16 protein-coding genes are annotated in these 18,472 nt (G+C 55.5%); 10 read left to right on the top strand and 6 right to left on the bottom strand.

What is annotated here, in order from left to right; translation table 11 throughout:
- The first annotated feature begins 240 nt into the window (after window positions 1–240).
- The 10 genes from G7Y43_RS08275 (at window position 241) to G7Y43_RS08320 (ending at window position 13,460) form a co-directional block, all read left to right on the top strand.
- Window positions 241–3,447 (top strand): molybdopterin-dependent oxidoreductase, encoded by a 3,207-nt coding sequence (locus G7Y43_RS08275; RefSeq protein ID WP_370514675.1) that lies wholly within the window; start codon window positions 241–243, stop codon window positions 3,445–3,447.
- Window positions 3,447–4,382: a 4Fe-4S dicluster domain-containing protein gene (locus G7Y43_RS08280; protein WP_165045937.1), complete on the top strand. Its 936-nt coding sequence runs from the start codon at window positions 3,447–3,449 to the stop codon at window positions 4,380–4,382. The genes G7Y43_RS08275 and G7Y43_RS08280 overlap by 1 nt, the downstream gene beginning before the upstream one ends.
- A complete protein-coding gene (locus G7Y43_RS08285; protein ID WP_165045938.1) occupies window positions 4,375–5,136 on the top strand; it encodes a cytochrome b/b6 domain-containing protein in 762 nt (253 codons plus the stop codon). The genes G7Y43_RS08280 and G7Y43_RS08285 overlap by 8 nt, the downstream gene beginning before the upstream one ends.
- 121 nt (window positions 5,137–5,257) lie before the next feature.
- Entirely contained in the window at window positions 5,258–6,136 is an 879-nt protein-coding gene (locus G7Y43_RS08290) for a formate dehydrogenase accessory protein FdhE (RefSeq protein WP_165045939.1), read from the top strand.
- A gap of 202 nt (window positions 6,137–6,338) precedes the next feature.
- Window positions 6,339–7,607, top strand: coding sequence for a hydrogenase small subunit (locus G7Y43_RS08295; protein WP_165045940.1), 1,269 nt, complete (start codon window positions 6,339–6,341; stop codon window positions 7,605–7,607).
- Between the two features lie 6 nt (window positions 7,608–7,613).
- On the top strand, window positions 7,614–9,260 hold the full coding sequence (locus G7Y43_RS08300; RefSeq protein WP_165045941.1) for a nickel-dependent hydrogenase large subunit: 1,647 nt from the start codon (window positions 7,614–7,616) through the stop codon (window positions 9,258–9,260).
- A gap of 1 nt (window position 9,261) precedes the next feature.
- Window positions 9,262–9,954, top strand: a complete 693-nt coding sequence (locus tag G7Y43_RS08305; protein WP_165045942.1) for a cytochrome b/b6 domain-containing protein — start codon at window positions 9,262–9,264, stop codon at window positions 9,952–9,954.
- 358 nt (window positions 9,955–10,312) lie between these two features.
- A complete protein-coding gene (locus G7Y43_RS08310) occupies window positions 10,313–10,909 on the top strand; it encodes a hydrogenase maturation protease (protein WP_241158213.1) in 597 nt (198 codons plus the stop codon).
- Window positions 10,910–11,127: 218 nt separating this feature from the next.
- On the top strand, window positions 11,128–12,021 hold the full coding sequence (locus G7Y43_RS08315) for a DMT family transporter (RefSeq protein ID WP_165045943.1): 894 nt from the start codon (window positions 11,128–11,130) through the stop codon (window positions 12,019–12,021).
- A gap of 284 nt (window positions 12,022–12,305) precedes the next feature.
- Window positions 12,306–13,460, top strand: coding sequence for a double-cubane-cluster-containing anaerobic reductase (locus G7Y43_RS08320; RefSeq protein ID WP_165045944.1), 1,155 nt, complete (start codon window positions 12,306–12,308; stop codon window positions 13,458–13,460).
- A 248-nt stretch (window positions 13,461–13,708) separates the two neighbouring features.
- Here G7Y43_RS08320 and G7Y43_RS08325 read toward each other — a convergent pair whose 3' ends face one another.
- The 6 genes from G7Y43_RS08325 to G7Y43_RS08350 all read right to left on the bottom strand — a co-directional run bounded on the left by G7Y43_RS08325 (window position 13,709) and on the right by G7Y43_RS08350 (window position 18,224).
- The gene (locus G7Y43_RS08325) at window positions 13,709–14,455 is read right to left on the bottom strand and encodes an acyl-CoA dehydratase activase (RefSeq protein ID WP_165045945.1); all 747 of its coding nucleotides are present in this window, start codon (window positions 14,453–14,455) and stop codon (window positions 13,709–13,711) included.
- A gap of 28 nt (window positions 14,456–14,483) precedes the next feature.
- Entirely contained in the window at window positions 14,484–14,729 is a 246-nt protein-coding gene (locus tag G7Y43_RS08330) for a DUF3343 domain-containing protein (protein WP_241158214.1), read from the bottom strand.
- A 3-nt stretch (window positions 14,730–14,732) separates the two neighbouring features.
- Complete coding sequence (locus G7Y43_RS08335; RefSeq protein WP_165045946.1) at window positions 14,733–15,866, bottom strand: aminotransferase class V-fold PLP-dependent enzyme; 1,134 nt, start codon at window positions 15,864–15,866, stop codon at window positions 14,733–14,735.
- A 60-nt stretch (window positions 15,867–15,926) separates the two neighbouring features.
- Window positions 15,927–16,538, bottom strand: coding sequence for a sulfurtransferase-like selenium metabolism protein YedF (yedF, locus tag G7Y43_RS08340; protein WP_165045947.1), 612 nt, complete (start codon window positions 16,536–16,538; stop codon window positions 15,927–15,929).
- Between the two features lie 131 nt (window positions 16,539–16,669).
- A complete protein-coding gene (locus tag G7Y43_RS08345; protein ID WP_165045948.1) occupies window positions 16,670–16,945 on the bottom strand; it encodes a DUF3343 domain-containing protein in 276 nt (91 codons plus the stop codon).
- Window positions 16,946–16,952: 7 nt separating this feature from the next.
- Window positions 16,953–18,224, bottom strand: a complete 1,272-nt coding sequence (locus tag G7Y43_RS08350; RefSeq protein WP_165045949.1) for a double-cubane-cluster-containing anaerobic reductase — start codon at window positions 18,222–18,224, stop codon at window positions 16,953–16,955.
- Window positions 18,225–18,472: the final 248 nt, after the last annotated feature.

An 18,472-nucleotide genomic window follows, 5' to 3' on the forward strand; every position in this document is an offset into this window, starting at 1 on the left:
GTCGTTTGCGTTTACAGCATGCATAATTTCAAATAGACCGCATGGTGTTTTACCGCGAGTTGAGTCGCCGTTATCGCATGCTCTGGCAGGTTCTACCAGGTTCTGTCAGGTGCATCGTATAGACGGCGTGCTCGATTCACGAAAAACATTTTCTTCGGAATTTTGAGGGGATGAGCCGAGGAAGAGGGAGGCCATGCGTACATACGGCGAAAGCCGACAATAAGAGGAGGGAGAAACAGTATGGACCTGACACGCAGGGGCTTCTTCGCAGCAACTGGTGCCGCCTTCGCTGCGAGTATGGCGTTTGAGCTGAGCTTGCAATCGAGCGCGCTCGCTGTTGAGCCCGCATCCGATTGGAAACTCGTAAACACCGAAGAACGCACCAATGTTTGCTGCTATTGTGCTGGAGGATGCGGTTCCTTGTGTTCGGTGCGCGATGGCGAGCTAATCAACGTTGAAGGAGATCCAGATCATCCAGTCAACAAGGGCGGATTATGCCCGAAGGGCGCTTCGATGTTCCAGCTGCGCAACATCGTCGACCCGAAAACGCGCGAGGTGATGAAAAACCCTGGTCGTGTGACTAAACCCATGGTGCGCCGCCCTGGCGCATCTGAATGGGAGCCGATCACCTGGGATGACGCCGTCGCAGAAATCGCGCGCAAGGTGAAGGAAACGCGTGACGCCACCTTCGTAGAAAACGAGGACGGCCTTACCGTCAACTGGACCCCTGGCATTGCAAGCCTGGGCGGTTCGCAGCAGAACTCCGAGGAAGAGTACCTCATCACGAAGATGATGCGCTCGCTTGGTGTCGTTGCGATCGACAATCAAGCCCGTGTTTGACATGGCCCAACTGTCGCCGGTCTGGCGGCATCATTTGGTCGTGGTTCTATGACGAGTCATTGGTGTGACTTTAGAAACACCGACGTCATCCTGCATTGCGGTTCGAATTCTGTCGAGAATCATCCGGTTGGCTCTAAGTGGCTGAACAAGGCACATGAGCTTGGAGCGAAGTGGATCGTGGTCGATCCTCGTTACACCCGCACAGCTGAAATGGCCGATATCTACTGCCCTATTCGATCGGGTACAGACATCGCGTTTTACGGTGGCATGTTTAACTACATTATCGAACGCCTCATCGAGCCCAATTTGGCCGATTACCTGGCGGGCAAGGAAGTTCCCGACTATAACTTTGAGTACTTGCTCAACTACACCAATGCCAGCTACTTACTCGATCCCGAATACGATTTCGACGTGGAATCGGGCTTGTTCTCCGGTTACGACGAGGCAACCAAGAGCTATTCCAACAACTCGTGGCGCTACCAAACCGATTCCGTTGAAGAATGGGATACAACTGGCGCATACGCATGGGCGGTTGCCGATGGCGTGCCTGAATTCACGCCGCCTGTTGTTAAACATCCCAAGCGAGATATGACGCTTGCCGATCCGATGTGTGTGTATCAGCAGCTCAAAAACCACTACGCTCGTTACGACCTGGACACCGTGTGCAACATTTGCGGCATGGATAAAGAAACGCTCGAGCTTGTATACGAAACGTATTCGGCAACGGCGGCTCCCGGCAAGGCGGGCATGATCCTGTACGCGCTCGGCCAGACGCAGCACACCTATGGTGCTCAGAATACGCGCGCCATGTCGGTTATGCAGCTGCTGTTAGGAAACGTTGGCGTGCCGGGCGGTGGAGTGAATGCGTTACGCGGCGAACCGAACGTTCAGGGCGCAACCGACATGGGCATGCTCGTTAATGAGCAGCCGGGATACCTGAAATGGGCAAACACCACCGATCGCTCGTCGTTGCGCAAGTGGCTCGAGTCTCAAACGAATTCGGACGGTTATTACACCAACAAGCCCAAGTTTATGATCTCGGCACTCAAGGAATGGTTTGGCGACGCCGCCACGGTGGACAACGACTACGGCTACGACTGGTGGCCAAAAGTTCCTTCCAAGAAAACCGATCCGGACTACACACATGTTTCCACGTTCGAGCTCATGAGCCAAGATGTCATCAAGGGCTTCTTTTGCTGGGGTATGAACCCGTGCCATTCCGCACCGAATGCATCCAACGTGCGTCGTGCTATGGCGAATCTCGATTGGCTCGTGGTAGCCGATCTGGTTGCCACTGAGTCTGCCACCTTCTGGAAGGCACCCGATATGAACCCGGCCGACATCAACACCACGGTGTACTTCCTGCCGGCTGCACTCATTTATGAGAAGCCGGGTATTGTCGTAAACTCCGGCCGCTGGCTGCAATACCGCTACCAATCGTTAGAGCCATGGGAGGAAGCCAAGCCTGACTTCGAGATGTGTGATCTTCTGTGGACCGAAATATGCAGGCTCTATGAGGACGAGGACGGCGCAAACCCCGACCCCATTCTCAACACTAAGTGGGACTACTACATCGACGGCAAGATAGACCCGCGCACCGTTGCGTGGGCGCTGAATGGCTACCGCATTTCAGATTCCAATCTCGCCGAAGGCAAGGTTGACTTGCTTCCCAGCTATTCGAAACTGGCCGCCGATGGCTCCACTGCGTGTGCTATGTGGATCTATTCCGGCTTCTGGAACAACAACAACGCCCCGCTCGACCCGAGCGCTCAGCCTATCGGTCGGCGAGACAACAACGACGAATCGGGTTTGGGCTTGTACTCCAATTGGGCGTTCAGCTGGCCGGCAAACCGCCGCATTCTATATAACCGCAATTCGGCTGACATGAATGGCAAGCCGTGGGCTGCCGACAAGAAGCTTGTGGAATGGACGGGGGAGAAGTGGGATCTGGTGGATCAAGCCGACTTTGTTGCCGCCAATAACGGTGTACCCGTTCCCCCCGACGACAAGTCGTTCTTCATGCTGTGGGAACAAAACGCCCGGCTGGAAAGCTATGGCATGGTGGACGGACCCTTGCCGGAATTCTATGAACCCTTTGAGAGTCCGGTAGGCGAAAACTTGCTCAATGGCGCTTTGTCTTCACCGTGCATGTCGTTTGCCGAATACGAATCGACCAATCACGGCGATGCGTCCGATTATCCGATTGTGGCCACCACCTATTCGGTGACTGAGCAATGGCAGGGCGGAGGACAAACTCGCATGTGTCCGGCGCTTGTGGAGGCTATGCCCGCACAGTTTATTGAAATATCAGAAGAACTGGCCGCCGAGAAGGGAATCGAGTCGGGTGACAAGGTGCGCGTGTTCAACAATCGCGGATCGGTTGAGGTTGCTGCAGTTGTCACCAAACGCGTAAAACCGTTGCAGGTACATGGCGGTCAGCAGCATCTGGTGGGGCTTACGCACCACTACAGCTGGGCCGGCGTGTTCGGAACTGAGGCTGCCACCGTGAATGACCTGACTCCGAATGTGGGCGATCCTAATTCGTTCACGCCCGAGTACAAAGCCTTCCTCGTTAACATCGAGAAGGCCACGGGAGGTGAGAGGTAATGGCTGAGAAAGCGATCCTATTCGACACATCACGCTGCACAGGCTGCCATGCGTGCCAGATCGCGTGCAAGTGTTGGAATGTTTTGCCGTCCCCGACGGGACTCAACGAGAATACGTTTAGCGGAACCCATCAAAACCCGTCCGACCTTAATGGTGCAACACGGCTGATTATGACGTACAGCGAAGCGGATGGTGCGCTGTCGAATAAGCCGGTTGCCTGGGCATTCGGTCGCCGTTCTTGTCAGCATTGTACCGATGCGCCGTGTGCGTCCATCTGTCCGTCGGGAACCTTGTATGTTCACGAAGAAAGCGGCATGGTGACCGTTGATGCCTCGAAGTGCGTCGCCTGTCACTATTGCGTTACAGCCTGCCCCTTCGACGTGCCACGCTACAACGGCATGCAGGGTAAAGTGAATAAGTGTACGGGCTGCGTTGATCGCATCGAACAGGGTATGGCTCCAGCTTGTGTGTCCACGTGTCAACCCGAAGCACTTTCCTTTGGCGATCGCGACGAGATGCTGGCTGAAGCAGAGAAACGCCTCGCGATGCTGAAAAGTCGCGGGTATGAACATGCTGTCATCTATGGTGCCGAAGAGATAGGCGGTCTGCATGTCATTCAGGTGTTTAAGTACGGCGTTGAGGCACACGGTCAGGTTCTCGACCCGAAGGTAAGCCCCATTACCACGCTTACCAACATCATGAAGCCCGTCACGGGCGTGGTGGCAGGTGCTACCGTGATTGGTTTGGCTGCCATGTTCGGTTTGGCCGCTGGCTACAAGCGCGACAAGTTAGCGTACAACGCCGAAACCGAAGACACGATTAGCCTTGAGACAGGTGAGGTTATAAAGCACGGCGACGGCCAAGACACCGAGTCCGTTAAAGAGCACATCACCTGTAACCTGCCTATTGGCAAGAAGGGGGGCGACCATGAGTAACGCACGTGTTCAAGTTACGCCCGAACAAGCTGCGAGTGATCAAAGGTTTCTAACAGCTCGCAAGCAGAAGGGGACCGAGCGCTATATCGTTCGCCATTCCAAGCAGGCGCGCATCACGCATGACGTCACTATCATCGCATGCCTGTTGCTGTGCGTCACGGGCTTGTTCGTGTTTGTGCCACCTCTCACGCAGTTGGTCGGTGCTGATGTGGTGTTTGTAATACGTATGAGCCACCGCGTGATCGGTGTGGTATTCGTGGCAGTTCCGCTTATCAGTGCCATTATGGCACCGAAGGGTGTGGCGCACATATTCAAGAACCTCTTTGCCAAGTGGGACTCCGACGACAAGAAATGGATGATCCTGTTCTTCCCCTACTTGTTCATGGCGAAGTGGATTCACATGCCCGATCAGGGTGAGATAAAGAGCGGCCAGCGTTTTGCCGACGGCATGCTGTGGTTTGCAGGCGCGCTCATGGGTATTACCGGCATGGTGATGCTCTTAGGTTCCACTGTGTTTACCTTGGGCGGTGACGCGTACGCTGTCGTGTTGCTTCTGCACGACATTGGGTTCTTCTTGATTGCCGTGTTCGGCATGGCACACATCTTTTTGGGTGCAGGGATCTTTCAGCCCTACCGCGGCACCCATAAGCTTATGTTCGGTGATGGGCTCGTGTCCGAATCCGACGCTTTATACCACTGGGGCCACTGGGCTCGCAAAGAGCTGAAAAACGGAAAGAACGTTGTCGAGAAGTAGACGTCGCACCAACCCCGCTCGTTCCCGCAAGGGGCGGGCGGGGCGGTGTACCTGTCATGTGGTGTGCCTACGATGTGGTTTGCCGGTCGTGTGGCGCGCCGTAGTATAAAGGAGCTGCCCTGTGAATTTGAAACGTATCGACGCAGCTATTGCCGCGTACGCCGACAAGCTCGACGCAGCTGACCTGGCGCGATTGGCGTTCTTCCGCACGCTGTGGGGTGTGCAGGCAGCTTGTTCGGACGAGATGTCTGTCCAGGTTACGTGGGAGGCACCGGCTCCGGCTGACGTTCTTGTTGCCTACAGGGAAGGTCGCGCCATATTTGATCTTGCACCGGTACCTGTTGATGCCGATGCGCTCATTGCGACGCTTGGTAAGCTTGCGGAAGTGTTTAACGATGCAGGCGGTTTTCCCGCCGATACGATAGCGGCGTTTGCTCGTGTGAAGTGGGACTCTGTGGTGCTTCAATCCGATTGTGCGCTTGCGGGTTCAAACCCAAGTGCGTGGCTCGCCAAGGTTGCAGCTGTACTTAACAGTGGTAGTATGACCGGAGATCAGGCGCTCCTTGGTGCTTTGACGGCAAGTTTGGCTCTTAAAGTGCAGCTTGAGCAGCCTGCCCAGGCTGCCATGGTCGCATTACGCACAGCCGGTGTCGCCGAGCCACGTCCGCTTCTGTGCCCTGTGTGCGGTAGTGCCCCTACGCTTGCGCATGTGGGCGCGAACACGTCGTCATCAGGTCGTGGACGCGTGCTGGTTTGTCCGCAGTGCGCCTGTACCTGGGAGTTCGAACGCGTTCGCTGTGCACGGTGCGGAAACCGCAGCCAAGAGCGCCTGCACTTCTACAGTATTTCAGGCGATGATGCCCACCGCCTTGCCACATGCGACGAATGCGGTGGCTACATTCGCACGCTCTATTCCGAAGAGGGGTCGTTCTTGCCGTGCTCCTACGAAGTTGAGGACGTAGTGATGGCTCGTCTCGACGCTCTTGCACGAGCGCGGTAGTGGCCGATACGTTGCGGATGCTTGTATCCGCATGCCGTAAGACATCGTTTCCAATTTGTTACCTGTGAGTGATATCGTAACATTATTGTGCCTTTTACAGAATATACCATCCTTTTCATGCATTGTTTCGCGTTCTTTTTCACAAATTGCGTCACAATACCTTCGCAATTGGAAGACGAGAGCACCTAAAGGAGGTGTGCACATGGAAACAGAGGCCACTGTCTCCGAGTTTCAGAATCTGCTTTCCGCGCGGGGGGTATCGCGCCGCAGCTTTGTGAAGCTTTGCGGAGCCGTTGCTGCCGCTGCTGGCCTGTCGGGTTTGACCGGTCCACACGTGGAACGTGCCCTTGCCGACACCGTCATCGGGGCGAAGTCAGGAAACCTCTATCCTGTCATTTGGATTGAGGGAGCGTCTTGCACGGGCTGCACCGAGTCGTTCGCGCAGGTTGAGACGCCCGATGCGGCAAGCATCGTGTTGGAGATGATTTCGCTAAACTACTCCGAAACGCTGTCTGCGGCTGCGGGTCATTCGATGGAGGAAGCAAAAGCGCAAACCATTGAGGCTGGAAACTACATCCTCATTTACGAGGGAGCCGTGCTGAAGGGCTGGGAGGGCCAAGCGCTTCGCGTTGCCGACGCGCCGGGAACCGAGCATCTGGAGGAAGCCGCTCGCAACGCAAACGCTGTCGTTGCGTTGGGTTCTTGCGCCGTTAACGGTGGTTGGATGAGCGCTACGCCGAATTCCGCTGGTGCACTTGGCATGCAGCAGTACCTCGAAGAAGTGGGCATTGATGTTCCCGTGGTGAACATCCCCGGATGTCCGGCGAACCCTGAATGGCTCGTGTCGGTACTGGTTGACGTGGTGTTGATGAAGCTTACGCCCGCAGAGCTCGACCTGAACTCGCAGGGCAAGCCCGCCGGCATTTTCGATCAGACCGTACATGATAACTGCGAGCGTCGTGGGCACTTCGAGAACGGCGAGTTCGTGTACGAGTTCGGCAGCAAGGAAGAGGCGTTGGGCTACTGCCTGTATCCGCTTGGCTGCCGCGGCCCGCAGACAAAGTCGAACTGCGGCGTAACGCTGTGGAACAACCGCCGCAGCTGGTGTGTGCAGGCAGGTGCGCCCTGCATCGGTTGCTGCGAGGCTAATCCAGCTAACATCAACGACAACTGGGTCGAGATGAACACGCCCTTCTACAAGCGCCATCGCGATTTCCGTATTGGCGACTGGGCAATTCGCCCCGACACCATTGCGCTGGGGCTGACCGGTTTGGTTGCTGGTGCGTTGGTTATCCATGGCTTCGGTATGAAGATGACCGGGCGTATGGATGGCGGCGCTGACTTCGAGGAAATCCGCGCATGGGACGCCAAGCATCCCGACAAATCCATTGGTAAGTACGATCCCGAGGTTGTCGCAGCTGCCCGCAAGGGCAAAGGCGGTACCGCGGCTAATGAAGAAGAGGGGAGGTAAGCTGGTATGACCCGTTCGGTTATCGACCCGATCACCCGTATCGAAGGCCATCTCCGCGTTGAGATGGAAGTCGAGCATGGCGAGGTTACCGATGCGTGGGTGTCGGGCGGCTGCTTCCGCGGCATGGAACTTGTCGTGCAGAACCGCACTCCGGAAGATGCCGCGCAGATTGTTCAGCGCATCTGTGGCGTGTGCCCGGTGTCTCACGCGCATGCTTCCAGCATTGCCGCCGAGAAGGCCTACGGCATCACCATTTCCAACAATGCTCGCATCGTGCGCAACCTCATCGAGGGCGCGCAGTTCTTGCATAGCCATATCTTATGGTTCTACAACCTGGCGGCACTTGATTACGTGAACCCCTTAAACGCGCTCAAGGCCGATCCCGAGGACGCCGTGGCGCTTGCCATCGAAGCGGAAACGTCCATGAATACCGATTTCTTCCAGCTGAAGAATCGCTTGAAGACGTTCGCCGACAATGGCCAGCTGTCTATCTTCTCGGGTAACTGGTTCGAGGCTGATGGCGGCAAGGCGTACAAGCTTTCGCCTGAACTCGACCTCATCTGCACTGCCCACTATCTTGAAGCGCTGAAGATGCAGGCACGTTCTTCTGAGATCGCTGCACTTCTGGGTGGCAAGATGCCTCACATCATGACGCTTGTGCCGGGTGGTACGGCGTTTGTGCCCACCGAGCAGAAGCTCGATGATCTGAAGGCGCTTGTCGACGAGGTGTACAACTGGGTGTCCACCACCATGATTCCCGATACGTTGGCTATCGGCGCAAACTACATGGAAGCACTGGAGTTCGGCAAGGGCTGCGGACGCTATATTGCGTGGGGTGTGTTTGAGAATCAGAGCATGCAGCTGGCTGACCGTTATCTGCCCATGGGTGTGCTCGATGAGAAGCTTAATCTGAGCGATGTTGAAGAGAGCAAGATCAAAGAGTACATGGGCCGCTCTTGGTACAAGGGTAGCGACGAGTACGAGTCGCCTTACTTCGTCACCGAACCGGAGTTTACTGGCTACGACGTGAACGACCGCTACACGTGGGTGAAGTGCCCCAATTACGACGGCAAGCCCATGGAGGCGGGTGGTCTGGCGCGTATCCTGGCAGCTTACAAACGCGGTGTGCCTTTCATCAAGGACGGCGTCGACGACATGCTACGCGCGCTGGGTGCTCCGGGTGATTTGTCTGTTGCGCAATCGACGCTTGGTCGTACGGCATTGCGTCAGCTGGAAACGCTCTACATTGCCACACTTATGAAGGAATGGGTTGACGAACTGATTGAGGCTGTGAAGGGTGGGGACAGCGAGTACTTCCGCGCACCCGAAACCGATTCCGGCTCAGGTACGGGCTTCTGGGAGGCTCCACGTGGTGCGCTCTACCACAGTGAAAAGGTAAAGAACGGCCGCATTGAGGGCTACCAGATTATTATTCCGTCTACGTGGAACCTTGCTCCTATGAACAAAGATGGTGAGCATGGCCCCATGGAGCAGGCGCTCATTGGCTGCCCGGTGGAAGATGTGGAAATGCCCATCAACGCGCTGCGTACCGTGCATAGCTTCGACCCCTGCACCGCTTGCGCGGTTCATGTAACCGAGCCGGCTACAGGCAAGAGCTTCGAAACCGTGACGAATCCTTGGGGGGTGAAGTAGCATGGCGCATCTTGCTCATTATCGCGAGGCTCATCCATTGGTGTTCGTCGTCACGCACTGGATCAACCTCGTCTGCATGATTCTGCTCATTTTGTCGGGTATTATCATCCATTATCCGGTAATCCCCGGCATCATGGGACTGTGCCGCGGCCTACACATCTTCTGCGGCATCGTTCTGTTTGCGAATTGCTTAGCGCGCGTGATCATGGCCTTCTTTGTGAAGACCGCACCGACCGGTGGCACGCGCAAGCAGGTGCCCGACTACAAGACCTGGCTGCCGCAGGCTGATAACCGCCATCAGGGCATTCAGTGGGTGAAGTACTATCTGTTCCTCAAGAAGGATCATCCGCTGGGCGCTAAACTGGGTGTGCCTCAGAAGATCAGCTACTTGCTGATTCCAATACTTATCGTGCTCATGTTCTACACGGGCTTGGCTCTGTGGGCTCCCACGATGAACCTTGGCATCTTCGCTGCAGGTACTACGCTTGTTGGTGGCCTGATGAACATGCGTATCATCCACTACTTCCTGATGTTCGTGTTCATCATCTTCATGTTCATTCACGTGTACCTGGCAAACGTCGAGGGCTTTGCTCCCACGGCACTCATGTTCATCCGTAAGGAACATGGTGGCTTGGTGTACGATCCCGATCGTCACGTGATCGTAGGCGAAGACGATCTTGGTCACAAGGAATAAAACACGTCGTAGTTGACATGTGCGGCGGTCGTCGGAACACCGGCGGCCGCCGTTTCTTGTAGCATAGGGTAGTACCTTCGCTCGTCATTATCTGGCAACAGGGTCGATGCTCGGCAGTCCTCGCTTTGGGAAACAGTCCGCTGGATTATTTCCGTCGCTGTGAATCTATGTGTTTTTGTTCGTCAACATCTGGCAGCAGGGTCGATGCTCGGCAGTCCTCGCTTTGGACAACAATCCACAGGATTGTTGTCGTCGCTGCGGAACTGCGCGTCGCCCCCGCTACCAGATATTGACGAGCACGGTCATTTCTTTTTTTGTGCGCAAGCTTAGCAGCGTACATCTTGAAAAGGGGTACATTATGGAACAAGGGGAACGTGCTGGCGATAATATGATGGGCATGATTCAGGATACAGTCACCGAAGATGTTGAAAAACAAATCGGCATTGAACATGCTGATTTTGCACGCGATCTGCGTGTTGCGGTGCTGTTTGTAGGTAACAAGCTCATGCTCGATGATGGCGTGGGGCCGGCCGCTTATGAGCTGTTCTGTGAGCGGCATTCTGTTCCCGAAAACGTGCAGCTCTACGACATCGGTTGCCTGAGTATGGACATGATATTTGTCGTGGACGAGTTCGACGTGGTTATTACGGTGGATGCGGTAGATGGTACGGGTAACCCCGCAGGTACGGTGCTACGTTTCGCGCCCGATGCCATGGCGCGGCATACTGGTGCTACGGCATCGCTTCATGATTTGAAGCTTATTGATTTGTTTGATGCTGCTGCATTGCTCGGTTACGAGGCGCGTGGTCTTTGCCTGGGTATGCAGGTAGAAAATCCTTCTCCCGAAGTTGCGACGGTAGGGCTCACGCCTGCGGTTCATGCCGCACTGCCGCTGCTGGTGGAAACGGTGGCGGCCGAACTTACGCGTCTCGGTTGCTACCTGGAGCGCCAGTGAGTCTCGCGGGTAGTTTCATTGCTGTATTCCCTTGTCAAAGCACTCGTTGGTTTCCGGTGAATCTCAAACCCGCTGGAAATCAATGAGAGTTTACTGAAGAATCGTTTGTTTCATGCGTTGATGAGAGCGCGCACTCAATGCAAGATACCAGTGACCTGGCGGTGGATATCGACCCCGCACACAAGAGAACACGATAGAATAGCAGTGAAGGAGCGCCTATGCCCGCATCAAAAGCCTATCTGGCTCTGCCTATTCTTGCGGGCATTATGTGGGGTTCTATCGGCGTGTTCGTTCGCTATCTCGATGCAGGTGGCCTTGATAATGGTACGATCGTCTGTACGCGCATGATTGTTTCGAGTGTGATCCTCGGTGCGTTCATGCTTGTCAAAGACAAAAGTTCCCTTAAGGTTCCCAAACGGGCCATTCCTGTTCTGATCGTTGGTGCTGTTATCGGTAGCGCCTACATGAATATCGTATACAACGTGGCGATCATGAGCTTGAACCTGTCGCTTTCCTCTGTACTGATTGGACTGTTCGCTATTTGGTCGTTGCTTCTCGGTCGTGTGCTGTTTGGCGAGGCGCTCACGATGCGCAAAATAACTTGCGCTGCTGTAGCCTTATTTGGAGTTGTACTAATCAGTGGCGTGCTCGAGCAGGGAACAATAACGACGTTTTCCTGGTTCGGCCTTCTCATGGGTATTCTGACGGGCATGATGTATGCCGTGAACGGCGCTACGACCCGGGCGATGAGCAGCTGGGGTATGAAAGCATCGACAATCAACTTTTGGTATTTCGCCATTGGGGCCATCTCGCTTTTGCCCTTGTGCCACTGGGATCAAGTGATCTCTTATGTGGCTACAGATCCTTTCACGAGCTGTTTCTGGCTTATCAGCCAAGCCGTAGTGTGCGCCATTCTGCCCTACGTGTTTTTCGCTATGGCCCTCGCAAAGATGGACATGGGCATAGCGTCTACACTCGAACTCATTGAACCTGCCGCCGCAATGGTTTTTGGTCTGTTGTTGTTTGGAGAAATACCCACACCGCTGATGATTATTGGTGTCGTGGTAGTTATCGTGGCAATTTCTCGTATTTACGCGACAAAAGAACTATAGCTCGTAGACGTTAACGATCAACAACATTGGCCGTTTCGCAGGGTGTTCGCTTCCGTGTGTTCCTGTTTCATCTGTAATTCCCTGCATCTTTGCGTAGAGTGGCTGGCTTTCGCGCGTATAATCGCAAGAGAGCTGTTCGGCTGTTGTTTTCTGCGCGATGGCCGATTCTGCAAAGGCTCCCGCTTTCCAGCTGCACATGCGTGCTGGAAGCCGTCTGAGGCGCGCGACGAAATGGCCGCCCACCTTCATCACATACGTTCATAGAGACGAGAGGAAGTTCTGCAATGGAGCTTGTAAAATCACTGCCTGATGTGTTCGATGATTTTGCCGAGGCGCGTCAGCAGGCGTTTCTGGGAGTGAAGGCCCTGAAAGACAAAGACGTTCCCGTGGTGGGAATCTACTGCACGTATTTCCCGCATGAACTGGCCATGGCGTTTGGCGCTTCGGTGGTTGGCTTGTGCTCGGTGTCGGACGAAACCATTCCCGACGCCGAAAAGGATCTGCCGCGAAACCTGTGTCCGCTCATCAAATCGAGCTACGGTTTCGCCAAAACCGACAAGTGCCCGTTCTTCTACTTTAGCGACCTGGTAGTGGGAGAGACTACCTGTGACGGCAAGAAGAAGATGTATGAACTCATGGCACAGTTGGGCAAGGACGTGTACATCATGAACCTGCCGAACTCGCAGGATGCCGACGCATTGGCTCTGTGGCGCGCCGAGATTGTGAAGATGAAGGAGTACCTCGAGCATAAGTTCGACGTGACCATCACCGAGGAAGCGATCGCTGAGGCAATCCGCGTAAACAACGAGAATCGTCTGGCTATGAAGAAGCTAACCGATGTGATGCTGCATGACCCGGCACCCATCACGGGTGGCGACTTGTTTAACGTCATGTATGGCGTAGGCTTCAAGTTTGACAAGGCTGAATCGACAACTGAGCTGAATGCTATTGCCGACAAGATTGAAGCTGAATACGCTGAAGGCAAAATGCAGCCCAAGAAGCCGCGCATTCTCATAACTGGCTGCCCGATGGGCGGCGTGACCACCAAGGTTTTGAAGGCCGTAGAGGACAACGGTGGCATCGTGGTGGCGTTTGAAAACTGCTCAGGCACGAAGTCGTTCGATCGTTTGGTCAACGAGGATGATCCTGATGTGTACCATGCGCTCGCCGAGCGTTACCTGAATATCGGGTGTTCGGTGATGACGCCGAACCCGAACCGTTATGAGCTTATGGGTCGACTCATCGATGAGTACCACATTGACGGCGTAGTGGAGATGACGCTGTCGGCATGCCACACCTATGCGGTGGAAGCGAAGTCTATTGAGAAGTTCGTAAACGAGGAAAAGGGCTTGCCGTACCTGCAGATAGAAACCGACTACTCGACCTCCGATGTGGGACAACTGAACACGCGCGTCGCTGCGTTCATCGAAATGCTGTAGGGGTTCGACATCTCATTTATTTAGCTACACCGCATTCCATTTAGGGTTGCGTTGTTTGAAAAGGGCCTATGGAAGCCACATAATCGGGTTCCATAGGCCCTTCGCTTCCTGAAATGGTTGTCAATTTGCTGATAGACAGAAGTTAGGCCCCGAGTTGCAGTCTTAAACGACCTCTCGGAGTCCGTATAGTTTCTGTAGGTGATATCGGGCAGCAAAACGCTAAAACAAGCGTGTACTTCGTACATTACCTATTCAACACAGAGTGCTGCGCCGATAGCACCGGCGAAACGAGCTCGGGGGTCGGTGGTTACCGGCGCTTTTAGGTGCGATGAAAGCCGTTCGATGATGTAGTTGTTCTCACACAGGCCTCCGGTGAGGAAATACTGCTCGGCGCTAATCTGAGAAGCGAGTGTGCACACCTTCGACACCACGGATTCGATAACACCGTTGGCAATGTCTTCGCGTGCAGCTCCCTTCCCAATAAGGCTGATAACCTCGCTCTCGGCAAACACAGTACACATGCTCGAAATGGTGGTCGGCTTGCCATTGCGTGCGAGTGCGGACAGTTCGTCTTGAGTGACGGCCATACGGTTGGCCATGATTTCCAGGAACTTGCCCGTACCGGCCGAGCACTTATCGTTCATGAGGAACTTCACCACGCGCCCGCCGCGCAAGTTGATAATCTTGGTGTCCTGACCACCAACGTCGAGCACTGCGCCGTCGCCCCCGAACAAAAACGATGCTCCCTTACCGTGACAGGTGATTTCGGTAACCACCTTATCGGCATAAGGAACAGCCACTCGGCCATAGCCAGTAGCGATAACGGGTAGTTCCTGCACGTCGTAGCCATGGTCCGCGAAATCCGCTGCCACGCGTTCGGCGGCGTCGACACTGCTGAAGCCGGTTGGGCATACGAGTGTGTAAGCGAGCTCTTCTCCATCGAGTGCGACCGCCTTTGTGGCGGTTGATCCAATATCGATACCAATGCGAATCATGGTTCTCCTCAAAGGGGTGCAGGAATGGTTAATACAAATCGACGGTGTGAACACCTTCGTAATCAAGCTGGTGGGTAGTGCATGCACGAAGCAGTTCGTCGCGTTTGTCGGTGGGCGCGCACCACGACAGGCCACATCCGGCTGAGATCGCCGAGGGAACGGGAATCATCCTGCCGGGCAAGTTGTAACTGCGGGCAGCCTCTTCGAAGGCCATAGCGGCTTGTGTGGTGGGGAAGGTAAGCACCGTATGCGGCGTTTTCTTGCGCAGTGCCATAAGCTATTCCTCTGCCGCAATCTCGCGCAGCGCGCACACGGCTGCGTCGACGTCGGCGTCGGTGCTAAACCAGCCGAAGCTGAAGCGAACGGCTCCGCGGTCGCTTGTTCCCAGTGCCTCGTGCATGAGTGGGGCACAGTGGGCACCTGCACGTGTGGCAATGCCGTAGTCGACAGACAGGGCGTCTGCTACTTCAGACGAGTCATAGTCGCGTACGTTCAAACATACGATGGCCGATGGGCTGCCGTCGCCATACACGGTAATGCCGTCGATAGTCTCAGCCGCTTCGCGCAGGCGTGCAGCAAGGCCGTGCGTGTGTTCGCCGATTACTTCAACCCCTTCGCGCAACACGAATTCGACACCGGCTTTCAAGCCAGCAATGCCATGAGCATTAATGGTGCCAGCTTCCAGCGAGTCGGGCATACTGGAGGGGTGATGCTTGTCGTAGCTGTGTACACCGGTGCCGCCAACCTTTAGCGGGCGGATACACACACCTTCGGCAACACACAAACCACCAGTACCCTGAGGGCCGTAGAGTCCTTTGTGGCCGGTGAAACACAGCACGTCAATGCCATCTGACGTCATGTTGATGGGTGTGCTACCAGCCGTCTGAGCGGCGTCCACAACGCAGAGTGCCCCATGTGCATGCGCCATAGCTGCCAAGCGTGCGATGTCATAGACCTGACCAGTGAGGTTTGAGGCATGGGTGACAGCAATGAGCTTCGTGTTTTCTTGGAACAGCTCTTCGAAGCGCTCATAGGATAGGGTTCCGTCGGTCGCGATGGGTGCTATGGATAGTTCAACGCCAGCTTCCTCTTGCAGGCGGTAGAGCGGCCGAAGGACGGAGTTGTGCGAGGCTGCGGTGGTGATGGCATGATCGCCTGCGCCTAGAAGGCCACAAAGGGCGATATTGAGCGCCTCAGTTATGTTCGATGCGAAGGCGACGCTCGACGCGCTTGGCGCACCGAAGAGTTCGGCGCACCGAGCGCGTGCTTGATAGACGGTGACACCAGCATCGAGCGAAGCCTCGTGCGCTCCACGGCCTACGCCACCGAATCCGTTAATGGCGGCGCATACTGCTTCGGCCACCTCGGGCGGCTTCTGCATTGTTGTCGCTGCGTTGTCCAGGTAGATCATGAGTGCCTTTCGTGCGTTTGTTGATGCAGGGCGTCATACGGATAGGTGCGGGCGCATCCGTTATGGACGGATGATGGCTCCGGCTTCCATCTGGGTTTCCACGATGACGTACATGTTGGTGGGTTCGCCAACAGCAAGTTTGTCGGACAGCTCGAAGTTTTGTAGGCAGGTGCCGCACGACAAGATAGTCACGCCGGAATCGGCGAGGCTACGCAGGTCATCGAGCGATTCGCTGCCCTCGCACGTAAGCTTGACGCCACTGTTATAGAACAGCACGGCGCTCGGCAGTGTGTCTTGCTGCGTGAGAGCGAAGATGAATCCCTTCATGAGCGTTGCGCCCAGCTTGTCGTCACCTGAGCCCATGAGGTTCGATGAGATGACCACAACCGGCTTCTTTGCCGGCGCAGTCGCATCGGCATCGACCTCGGGTGCTGTTTGAGCGCACAGCGATTCGGCGGTTGCCGTAATGCGCACGGCGTATTTGGCTTCAGCCAGCTGCTCGCTTTCGGCGGTGCAGCGTTTCTTTGCGGCGAAGTTCTTCAGGTTGGTGACGGCGGTCTCGTTGTCGACAAGTACCTCAAGCGTTCCCTCACCCATAACCTCAAGGGCGTTTTTCGCCTTTACTACGGGAAGCGGGCACTTATCGCCCAAAGCATCAACAGTCATGTCCATGATCATCAGGTCCTTTCTTCTTGTTGCGGCAGCATAGTTGCGGCCAGGTTTCCATCATTATCGTGTACGGCGCTTTTGTATGCGCTTTTATACGGGACGTAGGAAAATCATACGTCTTGACAAGTAGTGCATCAGCAATAACGATCCCTTGCAGGATCGATAGCGTTTTGTACGCGTACAACCCCGTTCGTAGCGATGCCGCGCTCGCTTGCAAGCGCGAGCACGGCATCGGAAGTATCACAGGGAACCAAAAGCGACGTGCCGCATGACGCGTGCGTGTCTGCTTGGCGTGGTGTGGGCGCAATGCGCGCTTCTACACCAGCTTCTTTGCATGCTTCGAAGAGCGCCCACACGTCGGTGTGCGTTTTCAGAAGCGCGTAACAGCGGACGTTTCGCGAAAGCGGCATTGCGGCTCTACCCCAGCATCTCCACAAATGCGCCGATGCGGGTGCGCAGCTGCTCGGCGTCGTTGTCAGCGTAATCGGTTTCCAGGCTCAGGCACGGAATGCCCTCTTCGGCCAGCAGATCGGCGACGCTTTGCTTTTCGATGTTGTACAACGTGCAGAACTTGAGGTTGCAGTCGATAACGCCGTCGACATTATATTCCTTCGCCTGACGGACGATGTCCTCAAGACGGCCCGGATTAGGCGTGAAGCATGCGCAGTTATTCTTCATGTAGCGCTCAGATAGCGCCATGAACTGCTCATCGAGCATGGTGCCAGACTCATCAACCTGGTTCTCGAAGTAACGCGATCCGGTGCACATGTCCTCGCACACCACCACAGCGCCGCTCGTTTCGATAATGTGGTGCAGCTTCCAGTTAGGAATGGCCAACGGTGTGCCGGTAACCATGATACGCTTGGTGCCTGCCGGGAACACGCCTACGCCGTCGGCGATGCGCTGCTCGAGCTCGTCGGCCAGTTTGTTGGCCATCTCGGCACAGCGAACCGGATCGTCGAAGAAGGCGATCTGAATCATAAGCAGGGCATCTTTGCCGCTGATGGGCACTGGATCGGCCTTGCGGCAGTCGTAGACACGCTTGAGCGCTGCACGCTTGGCGTTGATTACCTTGATAGCTTCAGCTAGATTCTCAGCCGTGAGCGTAACACCGGTTACCTCTTCGACCTTCGCGGCGAAAGCGGCAATTTCTTCCTTCCATTTCTCGATGTCGCATGGGCGTTTCATCTGTGGCATGTCCATGATGTAGGTTTCTTTGTCGGCGCCCAGCACCTCGTAGGCTTTCTTCTTGCCATCACACGTGGTTTCGCCCACGTACATGTCGGATACCATGAAGTACGGGCAGGTCTTGCCGAAATGCGCGCCCAGAGACGCCTTGATCAGCGGGCACGTATCGGAAGGAATGTGCTTCTCGCCATCAGGCACCCAGAATTGCGATCCGCCACACAGGCCGGTGACGGCACCGTTGCAGGCAACAACCACCTCGTCGGGCACGAACACACAGAACGTGCCGAACACCTTGCGGCCCTCTTTCTTCATCTCGATAAACTCGGCGGGGCGAATGCCATGGATACCAGACACCACGAAATCATAGAACGCCATGTTTTCGGGCCGGTTTTCCTGGGAAAGGTACGTGTCGCCGAATGCTACGGGCAGCGCGTCGCACAGCAGGTCGTGGGTTTCGAGGTCCATGCCAAGTTCTTCCCACATCGGATGGTAGTCAGTCATGAGCTTCATCTCTTTCATTGTTGTGTGCCGGGCGTTGCGCATCGTTGCAACTGCCGCTTCGTGCGGCCCCGGGCGTCTCGTCTCGAAATGCAGAAAGTAGGGTGGAGGCACAGGCGTATCTACGCGAGGCTTCCGGCGCAGAATGGCAGCACCGCAACCACCCGCGCCGGACTACGCAGAATTTGCCGACATGGTGGTAGCTTGCTGCTGCATGCCAGTATAGCCGCATTAAAGGTGCTGTACAGGTT

This window comes from Adlercreutzia sp. ZJ138 (assembly GCF_011038935.1).
GTDB lineage: Bacteria > Actinomycetota > Coriobacteriia > Coriobacteriales > Eggerthellaceae > ZJ141.

Bases quoted from the DNA above. Each gene is read 5' to 3' on its own strand.
- G7Y43_RS08285 (WP_165045938.1), top strand. From the start codon at position 4,375: ATGAGTAACGCACGTGTTCAAGTTACGCCCGAACAAGCTGCGAGTGAT.
- G7Y43_RS08280 (WP_165045937.1), top strand. From the start codon at position 3,447: ATGGCTGAGAAAGCGATCCTATTCGACACATCACGCTGCACAGGCTGC.
- yedF (WP_165045947.1), bottom strand. From the start codon at position 16,538: ATGGACATGACTGTTGATGCTTTGGGCGATAAGTGCCCGCTTCCCGTA.
- G7Y43_RS08305 (WP_165045942.1), top strand. From the start codon at position 9,262: ATGGCGCATCTTGCTCATTATCGCGAGGCTCATCCATTGGTGTTCGTC.
- G7Y43_RS08335 (WP_165045946.1), bottom strand. From the start codon at position 15,866: ATGATCTACCTGGACAACGCAGCGACAACAATGCAGAAGCCGCCCGAG.
- G7Y43_RS08345 (WP_165045948.1), bottom strand. From the start codon at position 16,945: ATGCCGCTTTCGCGAAACGTCCGCTGTTACGCGCTTCTGAAAACGCAC.
- G7Y43_RS08310 (WP_241158213.1), top strand. From the start codon at position 10,313: ATGGAACAAGGGGAACGTGCTGGCGATAATATGATGGGCATGATTCAG.
- G7Y43_RS08350 (WP_165045949.1), bottom strand. From the start codon at position 18,224: ATGACTGACTACCATCCGATGTGGGAAGAACTTGGCATGGACCTCGAA.
- G7Y43_RS08320 (WP_165045944.1), top strand. From the start codon at position 12,306: ATGGAGCTTGTAAAATCACTGCCTGATGTGTTCGATGATTTTGCCGAG.
- G7Y43_RS08315 (WP_165045943.1), top strand. From the start codon at position 11,128: ATGCCCGCATCAAAAGCCTATCTGGCTCTGCCTATTCTTGCGGGCATT.
- G7Y43_RS08295 (WP_165045940.1), top strand. From the start codon at position 6,339: ATGGAAACAGAGGCCACTGTCTCCGAGTTTCAGAATCTGCTTTCCGCG.
- G7Y43_RS08300 (WP_165045941.1), top strand. From the start codon at position 7,614: ATGACCCGTTCGGTTATCGACCCGATCACCCGTATCGAAGGCCATCTC.
- G7Y43_RS08325 (WP_165045945.1), bottom strand. From the start codon at position 14,455: ATGATTCGCATTGGTATCGATATTGGATCAACCGCCACAAAGGCGGTC.
- G7Y43_RS08330 (WP_241158214.1), bottom strand. From the start codon at position 14,729: ATGGCACTGCGCAAGAAAACGCCGCATACGGTGCTTACCTTCCCCACC.